Raw genomic sequence first — 22,252 nt, 5'->3', positions numbered from 1 at the left:
TTGTCGTCTGTCTTGTCGCTTGTCTTGTCTTGTCGCTTGTCGCCTTGCAGGTCACAAGCTGTTTCCGGCCCTCGCAGAGCCACCCAGGGCCCTTCCTGTGGGCATGAGTGACAAGCGACAGAGGTCACGCCGCGGGGCCTTGTCAGTGGCTCCGGCTACTGTGCGGGGTGCTCGGCCGGACGGAGATCGTGAGGGACTCGCGGCCATGGGGGGTGGGATAGGAAGGTCCCCGGCATCCAGCTCGGGACTGGAATTGGGATCCGTGACCCACCCCCCTCCTCCAATCACCCTTCGGCACCGGTATCAGGGTCGTGCTGGCGGTGGACGTAACGGGCTTTGGTGCCCTCTCCGATGCGGACGGCGGTGCCGTTCGCGACCCATGTCTTGAGCCAGCCGACGACCGTTTGGCGGGTCGTGCCGTACTCGGGCGCGAGTGCGCGGGCGATGGCGGACGCGCCGGTGCCCTCGGTGCCGGCGGCGAGGAGCAGCGCGAGCGCCGCGCGCTGTGCGGGGCTGTCCTGCTCGCTCCGCAGCGCGGACAGGTTCAGCCCGCCGGGGTTGCCCGGCGGGGTGTCGGTTGCGGGGGTGTGTGGGTCGGGCGCGGTGCCGAACTGGGCGTCGATCTGCGCCCGGAACTGGCGCAGCATCTCGTCCTCGGGCGAGGTCTGCTCCGGCTGCGGGCCGCTCAGCGCGGACAGCTTCAACCCGGCTCCGGCCGCCGGCCGGGGCTCGGCGTCCGTGTCGGCGTCTGGGGTGTGGTCGCGCATCCATGCGGTGCGGTCGGTGTCCCAGCGGCGGGCGTAGGCGGGCCCGGCGGCCTTGGCGGACACGTCGTCGAGTGTGGGGTGCCGGTCTGAGGTGGCGGCGATGATCTCGCGGATCTGGTTGGGCAGGATCCGCCATGCCTTGAACAGCGCCGCCGGGGACTCCGGGGTGCCCATGAACCCGGCGCCCTTGTAGGGGGCCTGGTCGACGCGGAGTCCGCGGCTGCCGGGGAACATCTTGGACAGGTCCATGCCCTCGGTCTCGCCGCCGGTCAGGGCGACGCGGACTTTGGCTTCCCGGCGGATCATGAGGTTGCTCAGCACACTGCCGGTGGCACCCAGCGCGGTGAGAACGGTGCGGATGCCCATGGCGCGGGCGATCCGGATGACTTCCAGGATCTTGTCGCCGAGCTTGCGTACCTGCCGGTCCGGGCTGGCCAGGATCTCCGCGCCCTCGTCGATGACGAGCATGATTTGCGGAATCTTCGGGCTGATGGGCAGCAGGTCCGTGTTGGCCTTGGCCAGCACGTCCTGGTAGCCCATCTTGCGCTGTTTGGCCACCTTCACGGCTGTGTCCAGCATGGTCATGGCCTCGTCGTACGTTCCGGCGAGCCAGTCGATGCCGGGCCGGACCGGCTTGCCGTCCGGAGCGCTGATCTCGCCGCCCAGGGCGGGCAGGACCCAGGGCAGGCCGGCGCTGCCGGCGTTGAGGTCGATCACCCAGGTCAGCATGTCCTCGGCGCGTGCGAACCCGGCGAGGATCGAGTGGACCATGTTGGTCTTGCCCGATCCGGTCGGGCCGACGATCAGGGCGCACTGCTCGCGCAGGTAGGCCAGGATCTGATCGGCGTTGGTCCGGTAGCCCCACGGGATGCCCGTATGGACCGAGAGCGGCCCGTAATCGGCCGGGTAAGTGCGCTCCTGTTCCAGCACGTTGACGGTGGTCACGTCGATGATGACGCGGCCCTGGTGGATGCCGGGGGAGGCGGTGGCGGTGCAGCCGTGCGGCAGACGGGCATCCGCGGACAGGCGGGCCGACTCGGCGGCGATCTTGTTCCAAGTGGCGCCGCCCGGCGGCAGTTCGGCGTCGAGGGAGTACCCGGCCCCGGTGGGCCACTGCTCGACACCCACCACGCGGATGGTGATGCTGCAGACCCGCTGGATGCGGTCCACCCATTCCGCGGCGATGGCCCGGCGCTCCGCGGACAGTTCCCGTGCGATGGCCCGCTGCTCGGCGGCCATGGCCTCTTCTTCGCGGGCCTCTTCGTAGAGGTTGGTGGAGCGGGTAGCAGCGCCGATGCCGACGCCGATGGTGGCGAGGGAGCCGAGGGCGGCCCAGGTGAGGGGGCCGTGGGTGATGGCCCAGGTGGTCCATCCGGCGCCGACGAGCCAGGAGGCGGCGCGGGTGGTCAGGGTGCGGCCGGCGTTGCGGACGCGCAGTCCGGCGATGGTGTGTCCGAGGGCGCCGGCGGCGCCGACGGCGAGGGTCCAGCCGGGGGGCATGGCGGTTGCGGCCCCGGTGGTGGCAACGGCGAAGGCTCCGGTGGTGGCGGACAGGGCGCCGGTCACGGGTCCGTGACCGGCGGCCCAGTCCAGCACCGGGCCACTGCCGGCGTTCTGCTTGGCGGTGGCGGTGCTCATCTCAGACGTTCCAGCCCTTCTCGGCGTCGTGGCCGTTGCGGGGGTCCTCGTGGCGGGCGATGTCCTGTGCGTGGGCCTGCCGGAACAGCGGGCCCATGTCCTCCGCGACTGCGACGGCGCTCATCAGGGCGCCGAAGATGTCGTTGAAGCCGTCCGCGACTTCCTTCTCCAGCGGGAACTCGCTGTCGGAGCGCTCGGCGAGGGTCTTCATCACGTTCGCCACGCTGGTCAGCGCGGCCGGGAGCCCCTCGACCATGGCCAGGATCTCCATGGCGTTCTCGGGGTCGTAGGAGTTGGCGGCCTGCTCCATCTCGGCGGCGGCTTCTTCGAACCGGAAACCGGACATGTGCTCTCCTTCACTCACCTCGGGTGTGGTGCTGGTGGGAACTTGTGCGGCGGGCCGCTCGACGCCGTCCGCGACGCCGTCCGCGCCGTCCTTGGCGGCCTCCGCGTCGGCGGCGACTTCCTGCTCGGCCTGCTCCTGGCGGATCGCCGCATCGCGGGCGGCGCGCTGCTCGGCGGCGACCCCGGCCAGCCGCCGGTAGAGGCGGCGGCCGGGGTGGATCAGCCACGGGATGCCGAGCTTGCGTCCGATCGGTGTGGTGATGAGCCCGAGCAGGCCGACGGGGAGGGCGAGCAGGGCGGCGAGCAGGCGTCGGCCGTGGAAGCGGGCCGCGGACCTGCGCAGCGCCTGCCGGGCCGCCCGGCGAGCGGGGGCCTTACGCACGGCGACACGCTGTGCCGCGACCGTGCCGCCGGCCTTCGCGTCGCGCTTGGCACGCTGTTTGGCGATGGCCGCATCGCGTGCGGCGCGGGCCTTGCCGACCGCACTGCGCAGCAGGCGACCTGTGCCCGTCCCTCGCTTGCCCAAGTGGCCGTTGCCAGCTGCGGCCTTGGCGTTACGGCGGGCATCTGCGACCGCCCGCCGGGCGGCGGTGGTCTGCGCCCGTTTGTCAGCACGCGATCCCGGCGCGGTCTGCCGCGACCGCAGGGCGCGGATCTGCCCGACCCGGCCTGCGGCCTTGCCCGCGCCTCCGCCCGTGCGCTTGGACGTACCCTGAACAGCCTTGCTACCGGTCTTGCCGCTGCTCCTGGCGCTGGGGTTGGCGGTCTTGCCGGTGGCGGCGGGGGTGTTGTGGCGGGTGGCCGGGCCGGTGCCACGGCGATGTTGGCCCGGGATGCTGCCCGTGCGGCTGCCGGAGCGACCGGCACGCGAGCCGAGCGAACGGCCGCCACCGGACCGGCCGCCGCTCGCCCCCGCTCCGCCGCGACGGAGGCCAGCGCTCGCACTGCGGGCGGCGGTTCGGCCGGCGGCGCGTGCTGCGGCCCGGCGGGCGTCGCGGCGCGAGTTGGGGTTGCGGGAGCGAGTGGCGGCGACCGTGCCGAGGACAACGGCCCCGGTTGCGGCGACCATGGCAGCGATTGGGCCGCCCGCCAGCGATGCGGCGGCGACCATGCCGACGGTTGTGTTCGCCCCCGAGAGGACGAGGGGGACGATCGGCCAGCCGCCGGGCGTGTGCTCCACCTCTGCCGCGGCCGGGGCCGCAGTGGGTGCCGTTTCGGGCGGCGGGGGCGGTGTGGTGGGGGCAGCCTCGGCGGCTACCGGCTCAGTGCTGAGTTCCGTCATGCTGTGAGCACTCCTCTTGGGGAGTAGGGCCCGGCCAGGGCTGTAGGAGGCGATTGGCCGGGCCTGCCAACAGGGCTTATGGGACGCGCTGTTCTTCGGGGTAGGCGCAGGTGGTGCACATGCCGAGCGCGGTGGGGATGACGTATCCGGCATCCCGCCGGCACTTCGGGCATCTACGCCGGGCGGCGTTCGCTTTGGCCAGTGCCGCCCACTTGGCGGGTGTCATCGGCCGTACGGGTTTGGCCTGCTCGATGGAGTACAGGTAGGCGACCAGCGGGCCGCGGCGGCGCCGCGGCCGCTCGAGCTGCGCGGCGACGTCCTGTCCGCCGGGCCGCAATCCACGGGCGCGGAGTTGGCGGCGGGTGGCCAGCCCGTTCGGGGCCAGCCGCCACCGGTAGACGGGAAGCGAGCCCATCAGCGGCTCGCGGTCAGCTCTGCGCTGTCGTACTCAGCGCCGGGCCCGCGGTGGTCGGCGTAGCGGGCGGACACCCACCCCACCGACCACCCGCACAGCTCGGCTGCGGCCCGCACCGGCAGGCCCTCGACGAACGCGGCGTGCACAGTGGCGCGGGCCAGGTCCTCGGGCTGCTTCTCGGCGGCGGGGCCGGCGGACAGCAGGGCGGCGCGTTCACGCGCGGCCCGCTCCTCACGCTCGGCCCGTTCACGGCGTTCACGCTCGGCCCGCTCCCGCTCTTCCCGCGTCGCCCGCTCACGGGCTTCCCGGGCCTGCTGTTCACGCTGCCGCTGGAGCTGTTCACGCTCCCGCTCGCGGCGTTCACGCTCTTCCCGCTCCGCGCGTTCGCGGGCCTGCTCGCGCTCGCGTTCCTCGCGCCGTGCGGCGGCTTCCCGCTCGGCCTGTTCACGGGCCATGCGGGCTTCGTGCTCGCGCTGTTCACGGGCCAGCGCAGCGGTGTGCTCGCGCTCCTCGTGTGCCCGCCGGGCGGCTTCCTCGCGCCGCTCGATGGCGGCCCGCTCGCGGGCTTCCCGCTCGGCCCGCTGCTGCTCTTCCTGGGCTTTCACGGCGGCGGCGATGGCCCGCCGGTAGGCGAGCCCGGTCTCCGCCGTCACGATCAGCAGCAGCGGGGCGACCGCGTGCACGGCCACGCCGACCAGGTCGTTTTTCAGGGCGGAGTCCGCGACGTTCAGGGCGAGCGTCATGCAGCCGGTCATCCAGCGCAGGACGACCGGCCACCGCCCGCCGTGGCCCCCGAGCCGGGCGAGGACGGCGTCCAGGCGGACGACGATGACCACCGCGGCGTCAACGACCAGGGGCAGGATGGGTGCGGTCCAGGCCCAGTGAGCGGGGGTGTGCCGGGCCGCGAGCGGCGTCACGGTCAGGATCGAGTACAGCATCGCCCCCGCCACGATCAGCCAGGTGCCGGCCGACAGCGCACGCTCGGCTGAACGGATGTGAGCGCCGTTCATGCGCGCACCTCCGATCGTGAACGCACCCGGATCGCGGCGATCAGAAGGACCGAGGACGCCGGGTCGTCGGGGTTCTCGGCGTCCTCGGTCCACGTCCACTCGGCCCCGGGCACCGGCTCGAAACCGAGCAGGCTGAGCGCCTCGGCGCGCTCGGTGAACGTCGGCAGTGGCCACGCGTGGTCGAAGCGGTGCTCCGGCCACCGTTCCGTCGTGTTCAGCAGGACCACATACAGACGGCAGCGGTCCTCCCGCACGGACATCTGCGCGGTGAACTCCTGCGGCGTCACCATGCTCACGCGGCACCACCCCGGGGGACGTCCGCGGCCTGGTTGGCCAGCGCGCGGCGCGCGGCCAGGACGCGGTGGCGGGCCCGGCGGATGCGGCGGGTGTCCAGCTCGGTCGGGGCGCGGTCCAGGATGGTGATCTGCGCGTCCAGCAGCTCGATGCCAGCGAGGATGACCGGCATCTCCCGCTCGATGGCGTCCAGCTCCGCGGCCGTCGGCTCGCGGTCGATCTCGTATGCGGTAACAGCCGCGTGACGTGCACCGATGTGCTTCATGGGTCGTGGTCTCCCTAGCAGGTGAACGGCCCGAAGCACCCCCGGAGCGGCTACTCCGGGGGTGCGCGCCGTTAGGTGGGTGTGTGATGGCTAGGCGCGGCCGTAGGTGGCGTCCAGCTCCGCCGTGACGTCCTGGCACTGGCCGGACATGATCCGGTCGTAGACCTGCTCGCCCCGCTGGACGTTCTCCGGGCTGGTCAGGTCGGTGGGCTCCTGTGCGTTCTCACCGGACATGGGGACTCCTCGTGTCGTAGGTGATGGACCCGGCCGGCGAACCGGCACCGGCTCCCCTCAGCGCTGCTCGTACGAGACGAGCAGCGGAGGCAACCGCCGCAGCTCAAAGCGCTGCGGACAGGTAGAAACGCGCTGTACCGCGCACAGGGGTGAAACCTGCGCGCGCCCGTCCTCTTGCTCGCTGAGGTGGGACGGGCTCCCTCGGCACGCTGTTGAGTTCTCAACCAACCGGCGCTTCCTTCGTACTCACCCCTGCGGGCTTTCCTCCGATCGCTGATAAAACATCAGTAACGCGACTCAGTCGCGCAGTTGGGCTTGTTCCAACAACTGACGGGTCATGAGTTTGCATGGCTCGCTTGGGAAGCGCAAGCCAATCCGCGTATGTTGTTGGAACAAGACCGTCAAAGCTTGGGAGGGCTGGCGTGGGTGAGCAGACTCCGCGGTACCACCGCATCGCTGATGAGCTGCGGCATCTCATCGACACAGGAGAGCTGGAGCCCGGCCAGCAGCTCCCGACTGAACATCGCCTCATGGAGCAGTACGAGGCGAGCCGCAACACGATCAGGTTGGCCCTTCGGCGACTGACCGAGGAAGGCCTAGTGGTCGCCGGGCAGGGACGCGGCAGCTTCGTCCGAAGGAGCCACCCAGCAGAAGTTTGGGACTGGTCCGTCTTGGAGTCTCGCTCGCGGCACAACGCGGCCCACAGCGAGGGCGACCAGTGGTCGAGTGTGGTGGAGGAAAGCGGCCGGAAGCCGCGCCAAGAGGTCACGGTGGCGATCAGACGCCCGCCGGCTGACGTAGCCGAGCAGTTGGGGCTCGACCCGGAGACGGCTCTCACGGTCGTCCGCGAGCGTGTCAGGTACGTAGACCAGGAGCCGTACGCCCTTGCGGACTCCTACTTCCCCGAAGACCTGGTCAGGGGTACTGCCCTCATGCTCCCGGAGGACGTATCGGCTCCCGGCGGCGTGCTGGCCAGTAGCGGCCTTGTCCAGACGCACTACCGTGACGAAATCACCGTGCGCATGCCCACCCGTTCGGAGTCCGAGCGGCTCGACCTCCCTGCCGGCACTCCGGTAGCCGTCCACCGGCGCACGGGCTACGACGAGGATGGCCGCGCGCTGCGCGTCATGATCAGCATCCTGCCGGGAGACCGACACATCATCCGCTACGACGTATCGGCAGAGTGAACGTGATCATTCCTAAGCAGCTGGACCATCTTGTAGCTGAGGCGGCCTCGCCACGGCAGGTTTGGTACGCGGCTTTCGGCTCCAATATGCACCTCGCGCGCCTGACCTACTACCTGCTCGGTGGCAAGCCCCCCAACGGGCGACGTACGTACCCGGGCTGCAGGGACGGAAGCCCACCGGAGCGCACGGAGCCGGTCATGCTCCCCGGCGAGCTCTACTTCGCACTCGAGTCGCAGGCCTGGACGGGCGGCATGGGCTTCTACGACCCGAACGTAGACGACCAGATGGCTGCTCGCGCCTACCTGCTCACAACGGAACAGTTCTCGGACATCGCTGCCCAGGAGATGTACAGGGAGCCAGGAGCGAAGATGGACTTGAAGAAAGTGCTTGCCACGGGCCGGGCCGAGATGGGCCCTGGGCGTTACGAGACGCTGGTTTGCCCCGGTTACTTGGACGGACACCCAGTCCTGACCTTCACCGCGCCCTGGGGGATGGGGGATGTCGCATTGAACTCACCATCTGCCAACTATCTGCGGCACCTCGGCTCTGGCCTGGCCGAGGCCCATGGATGGTCAAGCGAGCAAATCGCCGATTACTTGGCAACACGCCCAGGTGCGGCCGGTCACTGGGCGGCTGATGGTATTGCCGCTCTACTCGGAGACTGAGAAGCAACTTTCCCACCTCATCAAGGCGGCTCGCTCCGCTCCCCGCGCAGGCCCGGCCCCGGCCGGGCCTGCGCTGCTAATGGCGCGGTAAACGCGAGGCGGTGTCTCATGGCCGAGCGTCTTGGGGCGGGTCGGTATGTGGTGATCCGTAGTCCTGCTGAGGCTTGACCTCTCACGACAGAGCCGGCCTCACATGCCTGGCCGCTCGGTGAAGCAGCGCCGGGGGTGGCAGGGTCGGTCCGCGCTCCTGCCTTCGTCCCACGTGGACCGGCCCCGCCACCCCGCTCGCACGCAAACAGCGGCATCGTTGCCTCTGGTCCAAGCCGCCCAGCACAACCTCTTCAACCGCTTACTCGGCTGCTTGCACCACTGCCTCACCCACCGCATCCCCTACAACGAGCAGACCGCCTTCCACAACACCGCTTGACTTATCAATCGCATCGGATGTCTGTCTCCGCCCCGCACCAGCCCGGGCGCAGCCCGTGCCGCGGCGCACAGCAATCAGCTGCCTAATGCCAGAGAGGGGTAGGTCTTGGCTGACCTTCGTCGGCTGAGGCACAGACGCTCTCGGACGAGATGCCGCCCTCACTGGTGGAAGGCGGCCACAGCCAGCCTTGACTCGGTCGTTGAAACTCCCACCCTAAGCCGTTCCACCGACCGCATCCTGTTAGCTGCCGCGGCGAACGCTGCAGCGTTCGCCTCAGACAAACCACTTCTCTCTGTCTGCTACCCGCTTCACAGGTTTAGGGCGCTTACTCATTCGCCGCAACTCGCCCTCCGCAGCCATTAGAACTGCATCGGGCATTCTCTCGCTCTGGTTGAGTAGCATCTCCCATGCTTGACGAAGGGCCCGTCTATCAATTGAGGAAGGAACCTCCAACATTTGTTCAACGAACACCCCCGGGGTGTAAAATTTTCTATTAACGGACGCGATCTGCCTATCAGTCAGGCAGCCCTGAATCCACCGGCTCCAGGCATAATGGAGGAAATGGCCAGATAGGCCCGGATTTAGGCCTGGTACTGCCTTTCTGGTCAGAATTCTATCCTTCTGCGGGCCGTCTCCTAGGCGATCAAAGAAGAGCCCAAGCGTCGGCGAGGCGATTGAAACTTGCCGCTGCCACAAGCTCGGAAAGATGACTTTATCAAGTGACCGCTGCGAAAAAGATACTCGACTTACGGCCAACTCCGTTAGCCGCTCGATGGACTCAATGGGGAGGTCGGATAGGACAGAGTCGATCTCTTCGAAGAGGGCCGATAGGACTTCTGCACTGGCCCAACAGTAGGCTGTGGCCATCCACAGTTCCTTGTCTTGAGCCGTTTCGGCAGAAGCGAGCTGGCAGTTCCACCACTCGACTTGACTGCCTCGCCTACGCGCATATCTCACTCGATCACATAGAGTGTGATCGTTCGAGAAGAGCTCGTCAGCTCCCGCCCCTCTCTCATCTGGAGATTTAACTGATCCCGAGAGCAGACCAATAAGAGTCGATGCCCAGCTCTTGCCGAATTCCCCGTCAAGGCCGCTCAGAAAATCCCGAACGATCCCGAGGTCCGTCGCAACCCTCGCATCGGGGGAGTACAAGGGTTTGGCAATCTTTTGAAGCGTCTGCACAACTTCAGATGATGACGACTCTTCAAAAGCGAATTCGCCGAGGAATACGCCAGAATAGTTGTGGCGAATACTGTAATACCACAAAGGAACTCGCGTAACGGCCAGCGCACTAGTCAACGGTGCTCCCGGACCGCCATTGTAGATGGTAAATTGGCTGGCCTGATTCAAGCTAGCCAAGGCTACCTCACCATATTTTGATTCAGGAATCAGTTCGATGCCGACTTCCGAATCAATCATTGCTAGTAGAACATTTAGATCCTCTTCTTCCTTGAAGAGCCTTCGATCCATATCGGGATGGAAGAGGTTTGCCCAGCGGGCAATTTGGAGCAGTTCAATCCGCCTAGCCGAACTTGCAACCCGATAAGCGTTTTGCCATTCCTCGCGAACTCTGTCCTTCTCCCGACGCGACTGTTTCCCCATGACATGCGCCAGTGCTCGGACCAGCTCAGAGTGAGGAAGCAAAAAGAGGGCTCCAAGTCGGCTTTCAACGAAGTGCGTGGCACCTGTCTCGCTCGAAAGCCCCGGGCTCAATGAGGAATTCCCTGGAAACGCCTGCCTTCCTGCAGCACCGTCAGAGAAGTAGACGGATCGGACACCATAGTTGTCGTAGACCTTATCAATCACCTTTTCAGTCGCTGGTTTCGACTGAGAGAATACCCAGTCCTGGAGAAGGGCGAGGGCGAGACTTCGCGGGTAGACACTCCCCACCATCTCTGGCAGATCACACAGAGAGCACACACGTTCAGCCAAGTCGAGTAGCTCACCTTTGGTGAAGCACCCTGCGAAGAATCGCGTAACGTTCATCCAGTAAGGATTCTTCGCGATTCCATCGAATCGGTCCGGCTTTGTTCCGTATCCTGTACTGGTTGCAGGAACGTACGGGGCCGTGTCGTAGAGATATCGAGCAGCGAAATACTCTCGGAGGGGCTGCACCTCAAATTCATAGGTTCCTTCGACACGCGAGACAAGGGCAACGACACGTTCCACCATACCCGTCAACAGCGCATCGAGAATCTCCGCTGGCTCTTGTTGTTTACTGAGGTATTCTTTCAACACATCCCGTAGTTCGCCTACACCAATACGGCCGGTAGTCTTGTTGCTTTCCGCTCGTGCGTGCATGTAGAAGGCGAGGTGCTGATGAATGCTAATCAGCAGCATACGGTTTTCCCTAACTACCTCACTTTTCTCCACCTCTCGATTGAAAAAGCTGTCGACATACGCATCGTACAACTCGGTCCTTTTGTCCGGCAGACTGGAGCCCCGATGGTAAATAAGGCTAAGGAGGATTGAGAGCTGCATTGTATTTTTTGCAAGCTCTGCCATGTGAGGTGCCGACATTTTCTGCTGCAGAATTTGACTGATTTCAGTCGCGTCAGCCCTTCTAAGGTTTCTAGCCTTACTCCATTTTTTAGCGTACTCGAGACCGAGTTTCGGCGGAATCGGGGCAAGTGTCAGGTAGTCGAACTTGCTCTGTGGGAATGACGGCGCACCAGTTACGGCAGTCGGCCGGCTGGTAACCAGAACCCTCAAGTTTTGGGATCCCTGTTCTAGGCGCGCTATTGCTGCGCTAACTTCCTCCACCACACGGTGACGGTCTTCAAGGTCGGCTACTTCGTCAAGAGCGTCGAGGATGATTAGGACCGGGTGGGATTGTGCAACGAACGCCATGTCCGTCACGTCGAAAGAAAACCCGCCCGAGTAGCGTTCAACATGAGCTGATACGGCACCTTCCAGAGTGCGCGGCCGGTCGTGACGCCCTGACGGATTTCCCGACCACGGGTCCTCTCCCTTCATCCATGAAGCCAGGTCGCGCAGTTCAATCTTAAATGGCATTCTGACAGGACTAGACGTGTGCGCATCAGGAAGTTTGGAGATATCTTCGCTGCGGTCGAGAATTCGCAGCCGCTGAAGTTGGGCAAGGTATTGAGAAAGTGTCGATTTACCCTGGCCGGGTGCCCCTTCAAGAACGATGTAGGGGCACTGGCTTGTGAACTGGTTGTCCAAGAGGACCTTTGCTGCACCAGTTGTCTGCCCAGCTTCCCGCAGCAACCTCGTCAAGTAGCCCGACTGGATTTTAGCGCCCGGCTTCACGGATCCCTGAATTAGGGTGGTCATGCGCCTTCTAATATCGCGCTCGTAAGCGTTACTTGCTCGCTCGTTCGCCTGCAACAGCTCCAGGTAGCTCCTTAGGAGCTTCACGTCGATCTCATCCTGCGGCGAATGAGGGACTGCTGGAACATCGATGAATAGTTCCAGTAGCGAGCTAGGAAGGAGCTCGGCTTGCTTGAATCTAATCGTGGCGTCTTGTTCAGCCTGATGCGCGAAGTAGGCACTGAGCGCCATCTTTCGTCGTTGTGCCTCCTCGCGGGTCCCCATGTTCTCCCATAGAAGCCGCAGCATGTCAGGCCCAGAGAGAATTGATGGGTAAGCAAGTTTTACGTCGTAATTGCCATCCAACCTGCGATCCAGGTCATCCCGCCACCAGCAATATGCCTCCATGGGAACTTTGTCCCGCAGATATTGATTTACCTTATCGATTGTGCCGCTTTCCAGTGTGGCCGTGGGGAAGGCGTTTGTGATCAGGACATATCTAGAGGCCCCCATTTTCTTTAGACGGCTGATTTTTTCGAGTTCCTCGTCCAGTGTGTCGGTGATCCATTTGGCTACATTCTTAATTGAAGCAGGTTTGTGAGTGAACTTGACCTGAAATACAGTCTCGAGTTGCCCGCGTGCAGCGGAGGTGCCGTCGCGTCCTCCGTCAGCCATGCCCACGGGGAAGCATTGGACATTCCGATACTCCTTGAGGAGGAGCGCCTGCGCTAGCTTTTGGAATCGCTGGTCCAAGAGTGATTCGTAGTTATAGTCCATGACGACTCCCAGCGATCCATGCTATGTGTGGCGGCCAGAACGGACACCCTAGCGCCAACGTGTCTGGAGCGTCAGGCACTTGAGCAGCTATGTGCTGCTGGGAGGGCGTCGTTACGTTGGCAGCTTGGGCTTGGTTGCCGTGGTGCCCGACGTACAGGGTTGGTTGGTTGAGCTGAGAGGAGGTGTTAGAGGCGTGGCTCGTCCGCCGGGAATCGAGGGCTACGGAGAGGATGCCGAGGCATTGGCTCGGCAGTACGAAGGGATGGCGTTCGAGGACGTGCACGGGGATCTCCTGTCGTGGTTGCCGTCCGCTGCGGGCCGGGCGGTCGACATCGGTGCCGGCAGCGGCCGGGATGCTGCTGCGCTGGCTGCGCGCGGGTACGAGGTGGTGGCGGTGGAGCCCGCCCCGGAGCTGCGGCGGATTGCGCAACGTCTTCACGCTGATGTGGCGGTTGCGTGGGTCGATGACGCTCTGCCCGCGCTGACCGGTCTGTGTGGGCCCTTTGACCTGGTGCTGCTGTCCGCGGTGTGGATGCATCTGGACGAGCAGGAGCGCGCCGAGGGCATGCGGCGGGTGGCCGAGCTGACCGCGCCTGGAGGGTGTGTGGCCGCATCGCTGCGGCATGGTCCGCCCCCGGCAGGGCGGCGGATGTTCGCGGTGTCCGCGGCGGAGACCGTCGCCCTGGCCGAGCGATTCGGGTTGGTTGCAGTGCACCGCGGCGGGGGGCCGGACCGGTTGAGCCGGGCGGATGTGCACTGGAGCACGCTGGTCTTCCGTGCGCAGGGCCATGTCGACGTGGGGAGGACGGGATGACGGTGGAGTTCTACCGAGTCGAGCCGAGTCCTCGGACCTCCTGGCGCCTGGCTGTGCTGATGGGCGCAAATAGCCGCACCTACAAGTTCGCTCTCGGCTCCGCCCTGCTGGCGTGCGCCGCTCAGGACCGGACCGAGGTGACGCTGGACGAACTTGCCGTGCTCTACGCCATGGGTTTGGTCGTGCATCTGGCCGAAGCACCCCAGGCACCGTCCGGGTCCCCGCTGGGCGATTCTGACTTCCTGACCGTGGCCCGGCAGGAGGCTGAGGCGTCCACCAAGTCGGGTCGGCCCACCGAGCGGCTCCTCCATGCCGCGGTGCGGTCCATGCCCGGGATGGTGATGCAGAAGTTCCACAACCTGGGCGGCGGCTCCACCGAGGTAGCCCATCGCTTCTACAAGCTGGCCGGCAGCCCGCGCAAGCGGATCGTGCGCCTGACCCCCGACCTGTGCCAGGTCGCCCGGTCCGAGCAGGCCGCCGGACTGCGCACCGAGTTAGGTGCACGGTGGAACATCGTCGAGAGTTCCTTCGCCGCCGGCGTCGGCCGTAGCCTCGTTGCCGAGGGCGTCGCGGTGGACTGGGCCACGCTGAAGCTCACCGACAAGCACCGCCGCCGCTCGGTCACCGGGGTGGCCGACGCCCTGATCGGCTTCCAGCACGGTAGGTGCCTGAGCTGTTCCGCACCCATCACTCCTGAGGAAAGGACCGCCGTCGATCACGTCTTTCCCCACTCGCTGATGCGACGCTTCGGCAACGTGTCCGGCTGGCATGGCCCCGATCTGGACGTCATCTGGAACCTCGCCCCAGCTCACGAGACGTGCAACACCGCCAAGAGCGACCGGCTCCCCACGCCTGATGAACTCCACCGCCTCGCCCAGCGCAACGAGGCGATCCTGCAGTCCCCCCACCCGCTCAAAAAGACCCTGCAGCTCACTCTTGGGAGCGCGGGATACAGCGGCGGCCCCGGACAGTGGCCGTACTTCCTGCGCCAAGTGCAGGCCGTCTGCGACTGAACACGTCATGGACTGCTCCATCGCGCGCCGAGGACAAGTGCAGTGAAGTACAGCAGTGAAGTACAGCAACCACCGCGACCACAGACAACCATCAACAGCCCTCGATGGCTGGCTGACCAGCCCACCAGTCCTTAATGACCATTCAACCGAGAGGTCGGGACGAAGAGGTCGCCTCCCCGACCGCTCTGAGAGAGGTGCACGTCCGAACCACTGGAGCCACTAGACCTGACAGGATCATCGGCAGCCCGGAGTTGAGAGTCAGGGGGGGCATGGCCATAAACAAGTGGTGGGGACGCGATCCGAACGAGCGTTACTGGCTGGAGATCACGAACCGCGAGGACATCGGCACCAACCTGCTTGCGCCCCAAGTGAACGATCGGGGCGAGCCGTACTGGTCCTATGCGCTCGTACGTGAGGTACGGCCCGGTGATCTTGTACTGCACTGGGACAAGAACCACGGTCCTGGTGTTGTGGGGTACTCCCACGCTCGGGGTGAGGCCTTTGCCTCCACGATCGTCTGGCAGAGCCGGGGGACCTACGGTCGGCAGCGGAGCGCGTCCGGTCCGGAGCCCGCTTGGGAAGCTCCCCTTGGCGGATATCGAGAGTTGAAGCACCCCGTAACTCAGGCGCGCCTTCGTGAGATCGAGGCTACAATCCGAGCTCTGCGGGATCACCTGACGGAAGCCGTTGCAGGACCGCTCTACTTCCCTTTTGCGTTGTCAGGTACGCGGCCTCTTCGTGCTGCTCAGGGCTACCTGACCAAGCTCCCGCGAGCACTAGTCGAATTTCTCCCCGAGCTGCGGGCGTTGCGCCAGACGGCCGTGTCAGAGCCCCACGAGTCGGAAGTCCCTGACTTGTCGCCCGCTTCGCTACCCAATCCCTGCAAGGCAACCGGCTACGGTCGGCAGCGTGACGTACAACGGCGACAGGCCGTCGAGCGGTACGCGATGGACCTCGTCCTCAGCCACTACCGCTCACACGGCTACGAGGCGGAGGACGTAGGTGCTCATTCGCCGTGGGACATCACCGCGCGCAAGAACGGCGCCGAGGTTCACGTAGAGGTGAAGGGCAGCACCACCGCCCGCGAGGTAATCGACCTGACCGAGGGGGAGGTTCGCCACGCTGAAGGCATCCCTACCTGCCTGGTGGTGATAGATCAGATCGAACTCGGTGACGACCTCCGCTGTCATGGGGGACGTTGGCGTTCGTGGAGCGACTGGTCGCCAGCGCGAGGCGAGCTTGTAGCCACCGCTTACCGCTACCCGCTGCCGGCAGGAGGTCACGGGGGTCGACCATCTGTTTAGTCGGCCCTGCGGTCTCAGTCGTGGTCTCGTTCGCCAGTGACTCCAAGGTGGTCCGTCCGCATCCGTTCAAGTCCGGCAGACCGTCTGACCAGGGGTGTAAGCAGCGCGACGAATGGCGGCGGACGCCCGTGGACCAAGATCGCACAACTTGTAATGCGTAGGTCGTCGGTTCGAATCCGACAGGGGGCTCCCCACACCAAGGCCACCCGCACCGTCCGGTGCGGGTGGCCTTGGCCGTGTGTGCCCCTTTCCGCGGGTCAGTCGGTCCTGAGCACCGCCCGCAGGACCGAGCGCAGGGTCGCCTCCGGGTCCGGGGTCGCGCCCGGCGCCCGCCAGGCCACGAAGCCGTCGGGCCGCACCAGGACCGCCCCGTCGGCCGTCGTGCCGTGGACCCGCGCCCAGTCGGGCGCCTGGTCCCCGCCGTCGGCTCCCGGCCCACCCGCGCCGCCGGGTGCGCCGCCGGGCGCGCCGCCGGGCCTGCCCGGGGACCCCGGTGCCCCGCCGGGCCTGCCTGCGCCCTCGCCGGCCCCAGGCCGACCCGCGCCGCCCGGCCTGCTCCCGGACCCGCTCTCTCCGCCCGGCCTGCTCCCGGCCCCGGCCCCGCGCCCCGGTGCGCCGCCCGGCCGCCCAGCGGCCTCGTTCGGGGCCGTCGGGTCGTACGTCAGGTCGGCGTCGGCACCCGTGCCGATCCGATAGCTCTGCAGCGCCACGCCGTCCTCCGCGGCGATGCGCCGGGCCGCCTCGTGCCAGCCGCCCGTGCCCTGGGCGTCGCTGAGCAGCACCATGGAGCGCTCGTACAGGTCGAGCGTGGAGACCCGCTGCCCGAAGCGGCGCAGCCACAGGTGGGGGGCCCGGCTGCCGGGCTCCCCGGTCAGCCGCAGGTTCTCCGGTACGGCCTCCTGCGCCGGGTCGGCGCCCACGACGGCGCCCTGCGGGTAGCGGTAGCCGAGGACGACGTTGAGGATGCCGCCGCGCGGCCCGCCGCCGACGCCGGGGGCGGGGGCGAAGCCGGGGTGGCTGTGCTCCACGGAGCGGGCCGAGGCGCGGGCGCTGGTGGCCCGGGCGACCGGGCGGCGCTCGGTGTCGTAGGTCTCCAGCAGGCCGGGTCCGGCCCAGCCCTGCATCACGGCGGCCAGCTTCCAGGCCAGGTTGTGCGCGTCCTGGATGCCGGTGTTGGAGCCGAACGCCCCGGTCGGGGACATCTCGTGGGCGGAGTCGCCGGCCAGGAACACCCGGCCGGCCGCGTACCGGTCGGCGACCCGCTCGGCCGCGCGCCAGGACGCCTTGCCGGTGATCTCCACGTCGAGGTCGGGCACGCCGACGGCGCGGCGGATGTGCCGGGCGCACCGCTCCTCGGTGAACTCCTCCAGCTCCTCGCCGCGTTCGGGGTGCCAGGGGGCGTGGAAGACCCAGTGCTCCTTGTTGTCGACGGGCAGCAGGGCGCCGTCGGCCTCGGGGTCGGTGAGGTAGCAGCAGATGAAGCGGCGGTCGCCGACCACGTCGGCGAGCAGTTTGGAGCGGAAGGTGAGGCTGACGTTGGCGAAGAGTTCACCGGGCCCGGTCTGGCCGATGCCGAGCCGGTTCCGGACCGGGCTGCGCGGCCCGTCCGCCGCGACGAGGTAGTCGGCGCGGACCGTGTAGCGCTCGTCCGCCGCCCGGTCCCGGACGACGGCCCTCACTCCGTCGCGGTCCTGCTCGAAGGACTCCAGTTCGTGGGAGTAGCGCAGATCGCCGCCGAGGGCGCGGGCGCCTTCGAGCAGGACGGGCTCCAGGTCGTTCTGGCTGCACAGGCACCAGCCGGTGGGACTGAACCGCGCCATCCCGCCACCGGGGTCGATGTGCTTGAACAGCCATTCCCCGGCGTCGCCGACCAGGGTGGGGGTCTGCAGGATGCCGTGGTTGTCGGCGAGGAGCGAGGCCGCCGTCTTGATGTCCGGCTCGATGCCGGCCACCCGGAACAGCTCCATCGTCCGCACGTTGTTGCCGCGGCCGCGCGGGTGGATGGAGGTTCCGGAGTGGCGTTCGACCAGCAGGTGTGGCACGCCGAGGCGGCCCAGGAACAGCGACGTGGACAGGCCCACCAGGGAGCCGCCCACGATGAGGACGGGAACCCGGTGGTCGGCTTCTTGGTGCATCGATGCCTCCAGGGCAGGGGTGCGGGAGCGGGGCGCATCGCAGGTTCCATGCCCTCTGGGGAGCCGGTCCGCGTGCATGTGCGCGCCCAATCACCCGTGTGATCACCCGCGTGGTTCATACGAGTCGCGCACCGATCGCGACGGGCTCAGGATCGAGATGCTGACGTCGCGTCACACACGGCCGACGTCCCTCTGACTCCGCTGCCCCCCGAAGGAGACGTGCGCAGGATGACCACTACGTCTGAACGAGCCTCAGAACCACCGCTGCGACAGGCCGCGAAGCGGGTCTCCCAGTCGGTGTTCGACGGATCCCGGCTCCGGGTCGTGCTGCTGGTCGACGTCTACGACGGCGCTCAGCAGCAGTTCCTGGAGGCCTACGAGCAGATGGGCAAGCAGGTCTCGTCCGTTCCGGGCCATGTCAGCGACCAGCTGTGCCAGTCGATCGAGAACCCGTCCCAGTGGCTGATCACCAGCGAGTGGGAGAGCGCCCCGCCGTTCCTCGCCTGGGTGAACAGCGAGGAGCACGTGCAGATGGTGCAGCCGATGCACAGCTGCATCCGCGACACCCGCTCGCTGCGCTTCCACATCGTCCGGGAGACCGGCGGCGAGGCCGGGGGGACCGAGCGGCGGCTGCAGACCTCCCCGCGCATCGGTGACGGCGTGATCCGGCACGCGCTCACCTTCACGGTGAAGCCGGGCAGCGAGCAGAAGGTCGCGAAGATCCTCTCGAACTACGCCTCGCCCGAGGCGCGGGTCGACGACACCACCCGGCTGTGCCGCACCTCGCTGTTCATGCGCGGCAACCGGGTCGTACGGGCCATCGAGGTGCGCGGCGACCTGCTGGCCGCGCTGCGCCACGTCGCCCGGCAGCCCGAGGTGCGTGCCGTGGAGGAGGCCATCAACCCCTTCCTGGAGGAGCACCGCGACCTCAACGACCAGGAGTCCGCACGGGTGTTCTTCACCCGGGCGGCGCTGCCGGCCGTGCACCACGTCACCGCGGACGACGCGGCCGAGGTCGAGCGGCACGCCCTGTACTACCAGGCGCGGCCGGGGCTCGGCATGCGGCTGGCCGAGCTGCTCTCCCAGCACGACGACCGCGCCGCCGAGGACCCGCACGGGCCGGTCCTGCGCAGCACGGTCTACGAACGCGACGACGTCGTGGTGCGTCTGGTCGACGTGCGGGAGGGCTTCGACGCCGACCCCGCCGCCGCCCTGGGTCTGGACCCCGCGCAGGTGGCCGAGCTGACGACCCTTGCCGACGGCGCTGCACGGGGCGACGACGTCGCGCACCTGCTCACCCTCGCCCGGATGGACCTCATCACCGACCGCCGGTCCGCGCCGGAGTCCTGACGGGCGGCCCCCGAGGCTGTCGACCGCACCACACCATCGGAGGAACGACGTGATCAAACCCCGGCCCAGGATCGTGAACCTCGACGAAGCCGAGCCCAACACCAAGCGCGGAGGCGATCTGCGCGCCATGCTCACTCCGGCGACGGTCGGCTCCACCAGCGGCTTCATGGGTGTGGCCATCGTGCAGCCCGGCGACCGCATCGGCGAGCACTACCACCCGTACTCCGAGGAGTTCGTGTACGTCGTCTGCGGCGACCTGGAGGTCGACCTGGACGGCGATCCGCACCCGCTCAAGCCGGAGCAGGGGCTGATGATCCCCGCCTACATGCGGCACCGCTTCCGCAACGTCGGCGACGTGGAGGCCCGTATCGTCTTCCACCTCGGGCCGCTGGCCCCGCGTCCGCAGCTCGGTCACGTCGACACGGAGGGCACCGAGACCGTTCCGGCCGCGGCCGCCGTCGAGGGGGAGGCCGGCGCGGCAGAGGTCCGGTCATGACCAGGCGTGTCGCGGTCACCGGGATAGGTGTGGTGGCACCGGGCGGCATCGGTGCCCCGGCTTTCTGGGGACTGCTGTCGGACGGGCGGACCGCGACGCGGGGCATCACCTTCTTCGACCCGGCGGGCCTGCGTTCCCGGATCGCCGCGGAGTGCGACTTCGACCCGGTGGCCTGCGGACTGGACGAGGAGCAGGTCGCGCGCTGCGACCGCTACATCCAGTTCGCGCTGGCCGCCGGGGCGGAGGCGGTACGGGACTCCGGGCTCGACCTCGCCGCGGAGAACCCCTGGCGGGTCGGGGTGTCCCTGGGCACGGCGGTCGGCGGCACCACCCGCCTGGAGAACGACTACGTCCTGGTCAGCCAGGGCGGTGAGAACTGGGACGTGGACCACCGCCGCGCGCGGCCGTACCTGCACCGCGCGTTCTCGCCCAGCACCCTCGCCTCGACGGTGGCGGAGCGGTTCGGGGCGCGCGGTCCGGTGCAGACCGTCTCGACGGGCTGCACCTCCGGGCTCGACGCGGTCGGCTACGCCCTGCACACCGTGGAGGAGGGCCGGGCGGACATCTGCGTGGCGGGTGCCTCGGACTCGCCCATCTCCCCGATCACCATGGCCTGCTTCGACGCGATCAAGGCCACCTCCCCCAACAACGACGATCCCGCCCACGCCTCCCGTCCCTTCGACAACGAGCGTGACGGGTTCGTCATGGGCGAGGGCGGCGCGGTGCTCGTCCTCGAGGAGCTGGAGCACGCCCGGGCCCGCGGTGCGCACGTGTACTGCGAGCTCAGCGGCTACGCCACCTTCGGCAACGCCTACCACATGACCGGCCTGACCAGTGAGGGCCTGGAGATGGCGCGGGCCATCGAGACCGCGCTCGACCACGCCCGGCTGGACGGCTCCGCCATCGACTACGTCAACGCGCACGGCTCCGGCACCCGGCAGAACGACCGTCATGAGACCGCCGCGGTCAAGCGGGCGCTGGGCCATCACGCCTACGACACCCCCATGAGCTCCATCAAGTCGATGGTGGGGCACTCCCTCGGGGCGATCGGGGCGATCGAGGTGGTGGCCTGCGTGCTGGCCCTGGCCCACCAGGTGGTCCCGCCGACCGCGAACTACCAGACCCCCGACCCCGAGTGCGACCTGGACTACGTCCCGCGGGTGGCCCGTGAACGGAAGCTGTCCAGCGTGCTCTCCGTGGGCAGCGGCTTCGGCGGCTTCCAGTCCGCGGTGATCCTGACCCGGCCGTAGGGAGAGGACACGATGAGTGCACCGCATGAGCGGCGCGCGGCCGTCACCGGAATCGGTGTCGTCGCGCCCAACGGAACGAGCACCGAGACCTTCTGGAAGTCCACCCAGGAGGGCCTGAACGTCCTCGACCGCGTCACCCGGGAGGGCTGCGAGCACCTTCCGCTGAAGGTGGCCGGCGAGGTCCGCGCCTTCGAGCCGGCCGGGGCCGTCGAGGAGCGCTACCTCGTCCAGACCGACCGCTTCACGCACTTCGCGATGGCCGCGGCCGACCTGGCCCTGGAGGACGCCCGGCTCAGCCGGGCCGAGACCGGGGAGTCCCCGTTCTCCGCGGGCGTGGTCACCGCGGCCGGGTCCGGCGGCGGCGAGTTCGGCCAGCGGGAACTGCAGAAACTGTGGGGCCGGGGCAGCCGCTTCGTCGGGCCGTGGCAGTCCATCGCCTGGTTCTACGCGGCCAGCACCGGTCAGATCTCCATCCGGCGCGGGTTCAAGGGCCCTTGCTCGGTGGTCGCCGCCGACGAGGCCGGCGGGCTGGACGCCCTCGCCCACGCGGCGCGGGCCGTGCGGCGGGGCACCGACGTGATCGTGGCGGGTTCCACCGAGGCGCCGCTCGCGCCGTACTCGATGGTCTGCCAGCTCGGTTACCCGGAGCTGAGCCGGGTGGAGGACCCGGCGCGCGCCTACCGGCCGTTCACCGACGCGGCCTCGGGGTTCGTGCCCGCCGAGGGCGGCGCGATGCTCGTCGTGGAGGAGGCGGCCGTGGCCCGGGAGCGGGGCGTGCCCGTACGCGCCTTCGTCGCCGGTCATGCGGCGACCTTCACGGGCGCCTCCCGCTGGGACCTGTCCCGGCAGGGGCTCGCCGAGGCCGTCCGGGGTGCGCTGGCCGAGGCCGGCTGCGCTCCGGAGGAGGTGGACGTCGTCTTCGCGGACGCCCTCGGGGTCCCGGAGGCGGACCGGGCCGAGGCGCTCGCGATCGCCGACGCTCTCGGTGCCCGCGGCCGGCGCGTGCCGGTGACGGCACCGAAGACCGGCACCGGCCGGGGCTACTGCGCCGCGCCCGTGCTGGACGCGGCGGCGGCCGTGCTGGCGATGGAGCACGGACTGATCCCGCCCACCCCCAATGTCTTCGACGTCTGCCACGACCTCGACCTGGTGACCGTCCGGGCCCGCCCCGCCGAGTTGCGCACCGCGCTGGTCCTCAGCCGGGGCCTCATGGGGTCGAACTCGGCGCTGGTGCTGCGGCACGGCGCCGGCTGAGCCGAGGGGCCGTGCCGCCCGGCAGGCGAACGAGTCCGAGAAACCGGCGCCTCCCCG

At 67.9% G+C, this 22,252-nt stretch carries 18 protein-coding genes; 9 read left to right on the top strand and 9 right to left on the bottom strand.

Going from position 1 to position 22,252, the window contains the following annotated elements; genetic code table 11:
- Window positions 1–284 precede the first annotated feature (284 nt).
- The 7 genes from ACF1A5_RS20125 to ACF1A5_RS20095 form a co-directional block, all read right to left on the bottom strand.
- On the bottom strand, window positions 285–2,405 hold the full coding sequence (locus ACF1A5_RS20125; protein WP_392194211.1) for a hypothetical protein: 2,121 nt from the start codon (window positions 2,403–2,405) through the stop codon (window positions 285–287).
- A 1-nt stretch (window position 2,406) separates the two neighbouring features.
- Window positions 2,407–4,032: a hypothetical protein gene (locus tag ACF1A5_RS20120; RefSeq protein ID WP_392194210.1), complete on the bottom strand. Its 1,626-nt coding sequence runs from the start codon at window positions 4,030–4,032 to the stop codon at window positions 2,407–2,409.
- Window positions 4,033–4,108: 76 nt separating this feature from the next.
- The gene (locus ACF1A5_RS20115) at window positions 4,109–4,447 is read right to left on the bottom strand and encodes an RRQRL motif-containing zinc-binding protein (protein ID WP_392194209.1); all 339 of its coding nucleotides are present in this window, start codon (window positions 4,445–4,447) and stop codon (window positions 4,109–4,111) included.
- Window positions 4,447–5,457 carry a DUF2637 domain-containing protein gene (locus ACF1A5_RS20110; protein ID WP_392194208.1) on the bottom strand — a complete coding sequence of 337 codons (1,011 nt, stop codon included), beginning with the start codon at window positions 5,455–5,457 and terminating at the stop codon, window positions 4,447–4,449. Before ACF1A5_RS20110 ends, ACF1A5_RS20115 begins: the two co-directional genes overlap by 1 nt.
- Window positions 5,454–5,747 carry a DUF6303 family protein gene (locus ACF1A5_RS20105; protein ID WP_392194306.1) on the bottom strand — a complete coding sequence of 98 codons (294 nt, stop codon included), beginning with the start codon at window positions 5,745–5,747 and terminating at the stop codon, window positions 5,454–5,456. Before ACF1A5_RS20105 ends, ACF1A5_RS20110 begins: the two co-directional genes overlap by 4 nt.
- Before the next feature lie 2 nt (window positions 5,748–5,749).
- Window positions 5,750–6,016, bottom strand: coding sequence for a DUF6284 family protein (locus ACF1A5_RS20100; RefSeq protein WP_392194207.1), 267 nt, complete (start codon window positions 6,014–6,016; stop codon window positions 5,750–5,752).
- Window positions 6,017–6,106: 90 nt separating this feature from the next.
- Window positions 6,107–6,250 carry a hypothetical protein gene (locus ACF1A5_RS20095; protein ID WP_392194206.1) on the bottom strand — a complete coding sequence of 48 codons (144 nt, stop codon included), beginning with the start codon at window positions 6,248–6,250 and terminating at the stop codon, window positions 6,107–6,109.
- A 422-nt stretch (window positions 6,251–6,672) separates the two neighbouring features.
- Between ACF1A5_RS20095 and ACF1A5_RS20090 the strand changes: the two genes are divergently transcribed.
- Together ACF1A5_RS20090 and ACF1A5_RS20085 are read left to right on the top strand one after the other, a co-directional pair.
- Entirely contained in the window at window positions 6,673–7,437 is a 765-nt protein-coding gene (locus ACF1A5_RS20090) for a GntR family transcriptional regulator (RefSeq protein WP_392194205.1), read from the top strand.
- Window positions 7,438–7,634: 197 nt separating this feature from the next.
- Complete coding sequence (locus ACF1A5_RS20085; protein WP_392194204.1) at window positions 7,635–8,102, top strand: histone deacetylase; 468 nt, start codon at window positions 7,635–7,637, stop codon at window positions 8,100–8,102.
- A gap of 700 nt (window positions 8,103–8,802) precedes the next feature.
- Here the strand turns inward: ACF1A5_RS20085 and ACF1A5_RS20080 are convergent.
- Window positions 8,803–12,579 carry an NACHT domain-containing protein gene (locus tag ACF1A5_RS20080; RefSeq protein WP_392194203.1) on the bottom strand — a complete coding sequence of 1,259 codons (3,777 nt, stop codon included), beginning with the start codon at window positions 12,577–12,579 and terminating at the stop codon, window positions 8,803–8,805.
- 262 nt (window positions 12,580–12,841) lie between these two features.
- Here ACF1A5_RS20080 and ACF1A5_RS20075 point away from each other — a divergent pair, with 262 nt between their 5' ends.
- The 3 genes from ACF1A5_RS20075 (at window position 12,842) to ACF1A5_RS20065 (ending at window position 15,710) form a co-directional block, all read left to right on the top strand.
- Complete coding sequence (locus ACF1A5_RS20075; protein ID WP_392194305.1) at window positions 12,842–13,393, top strand: class I SAM-dependent methyltransferase; 552 nt, start codon at window positions 12,842–12,844, stop codon at window positions 13,391–13,393.
- Complete coding sequence (locus ACF1A5_RS20070) at window positions 13,390–14,406, top strand: HNH endonuclease (RefSeq protein WP_392194202.1); 1,017 nt, start codon at window positions 13,390–13,392, stop codon at window positions 14,404–14,406. The genes ACF1A5_RS20075 and ACF1A5_RS20070 overlap by 4 nt, the downstream gene beginning before the upstream one ends.
- Window positions 14,407–14,675: 269 nt before the next feature.
- Window positions 14,676–15,710, top strand: a complete 1,035-nt coding sequence (locus tag ACF1A5_RS20065) for a protein NO VEIN domain-containing protein (protein WP_392194201.1) — start codon at window positions 14,676–14,678, stop codon at window positions 15,708–15,710.
- Window positions 15,711–15,967: 257 nt separating this feature from the next.
- On the opposite strand, the gene ACF1A5_RS20060 is transcribed toward ACF1A5_RS20065, so the two are convergent.
- Window positions 15,968–17,845, bottom strand: coding sequence for an FAD-dependent oxidoreductase (locus ACF1A5_RS20060; RefSeq protein ID WP_392194200.1), 1,878 nt, complete (start codon window positions 17,843–17,845; stop codon window positions 15,968–15,970).
- 228 nt (window positions 17,846–18,073) lie between these two features.
- Between ACF1A5_RS20060 and ACF1A5_RS20055 the strand changes: the two genes are divergently transcribed.
- From ACF1A5_RS20055 to ACF1A5_RS20040, 4 genes are read left to right on the top strand one after another with little or no spacing between them, the layout of a single operon-like run.
- Window positions 18,074–19,195 (top strand): SchA/CurD-like domain-containing protein, encoded by a 1,122-nt coding sequence (locus tag ACF1A5_RS20055; protein ID WP_392194199.1) that lies wholly within the window; start codon window positions 18,074–18,076, stop codon window positions 19,193–19,195.
- A gap of 49 nt (window positions 19,196–19,244) precedes the next feature.
- Window positions 19,245–19,691 (top strand): cupin domain-containing protein, encoded by a 447-nt coding sequence (locus ACF1A5_RS20050; protein WP_392194198.1) that lies wholly within the window; start codon window positions 19,245–19,247, stop codon window positions 19,689–19,691.
- Entirely contained in the window at window positions 19,688–20,941 is a 1,254-nt protein-coding gene (locus ACF1A5_RS20045; RefSeq protein WP_392194197.1) for a beta-ketoacyl-[acyl-carrier-protein] synthase family protein, read from the top strand. The genes ACF1A5_RS20050 and ACF1A5_RS20045 overlap by 4 nt, the downstream gene beginning before the upstream one ends.
- A gap of 12 nt (window positions 20,942–20,953) precedes the next feature.
- Window positions 20,954–22,195 (top strand): beta-ketoacyl synthase N-terminal-like domain-containing protein, encoded by a 1,242-nt coding sequence (locus tag ACF1A5_RS20040; protein ID WP_392194196.1) that lies wholly within the window; start codon window positions 20,954–20,956, stop codon window positions 22,193–22,195.
- Window positions 22,196–22,252: the final 57 nt, after the last annotated feature.

Origin of the sequence: Streptomyces sp. NPDC014864, assembly GCF_043081525.1 — a bacterium.
GTDB lineage: Bacteria > Actinomycetota > Actinomycetes > Streptomycetales > Streptomycetaceae > Streptomyces.
Note: the sequence above shows the minus strand (reverse complement) of the source record. Positions and strands in the feature narration are given on the sequence as shown.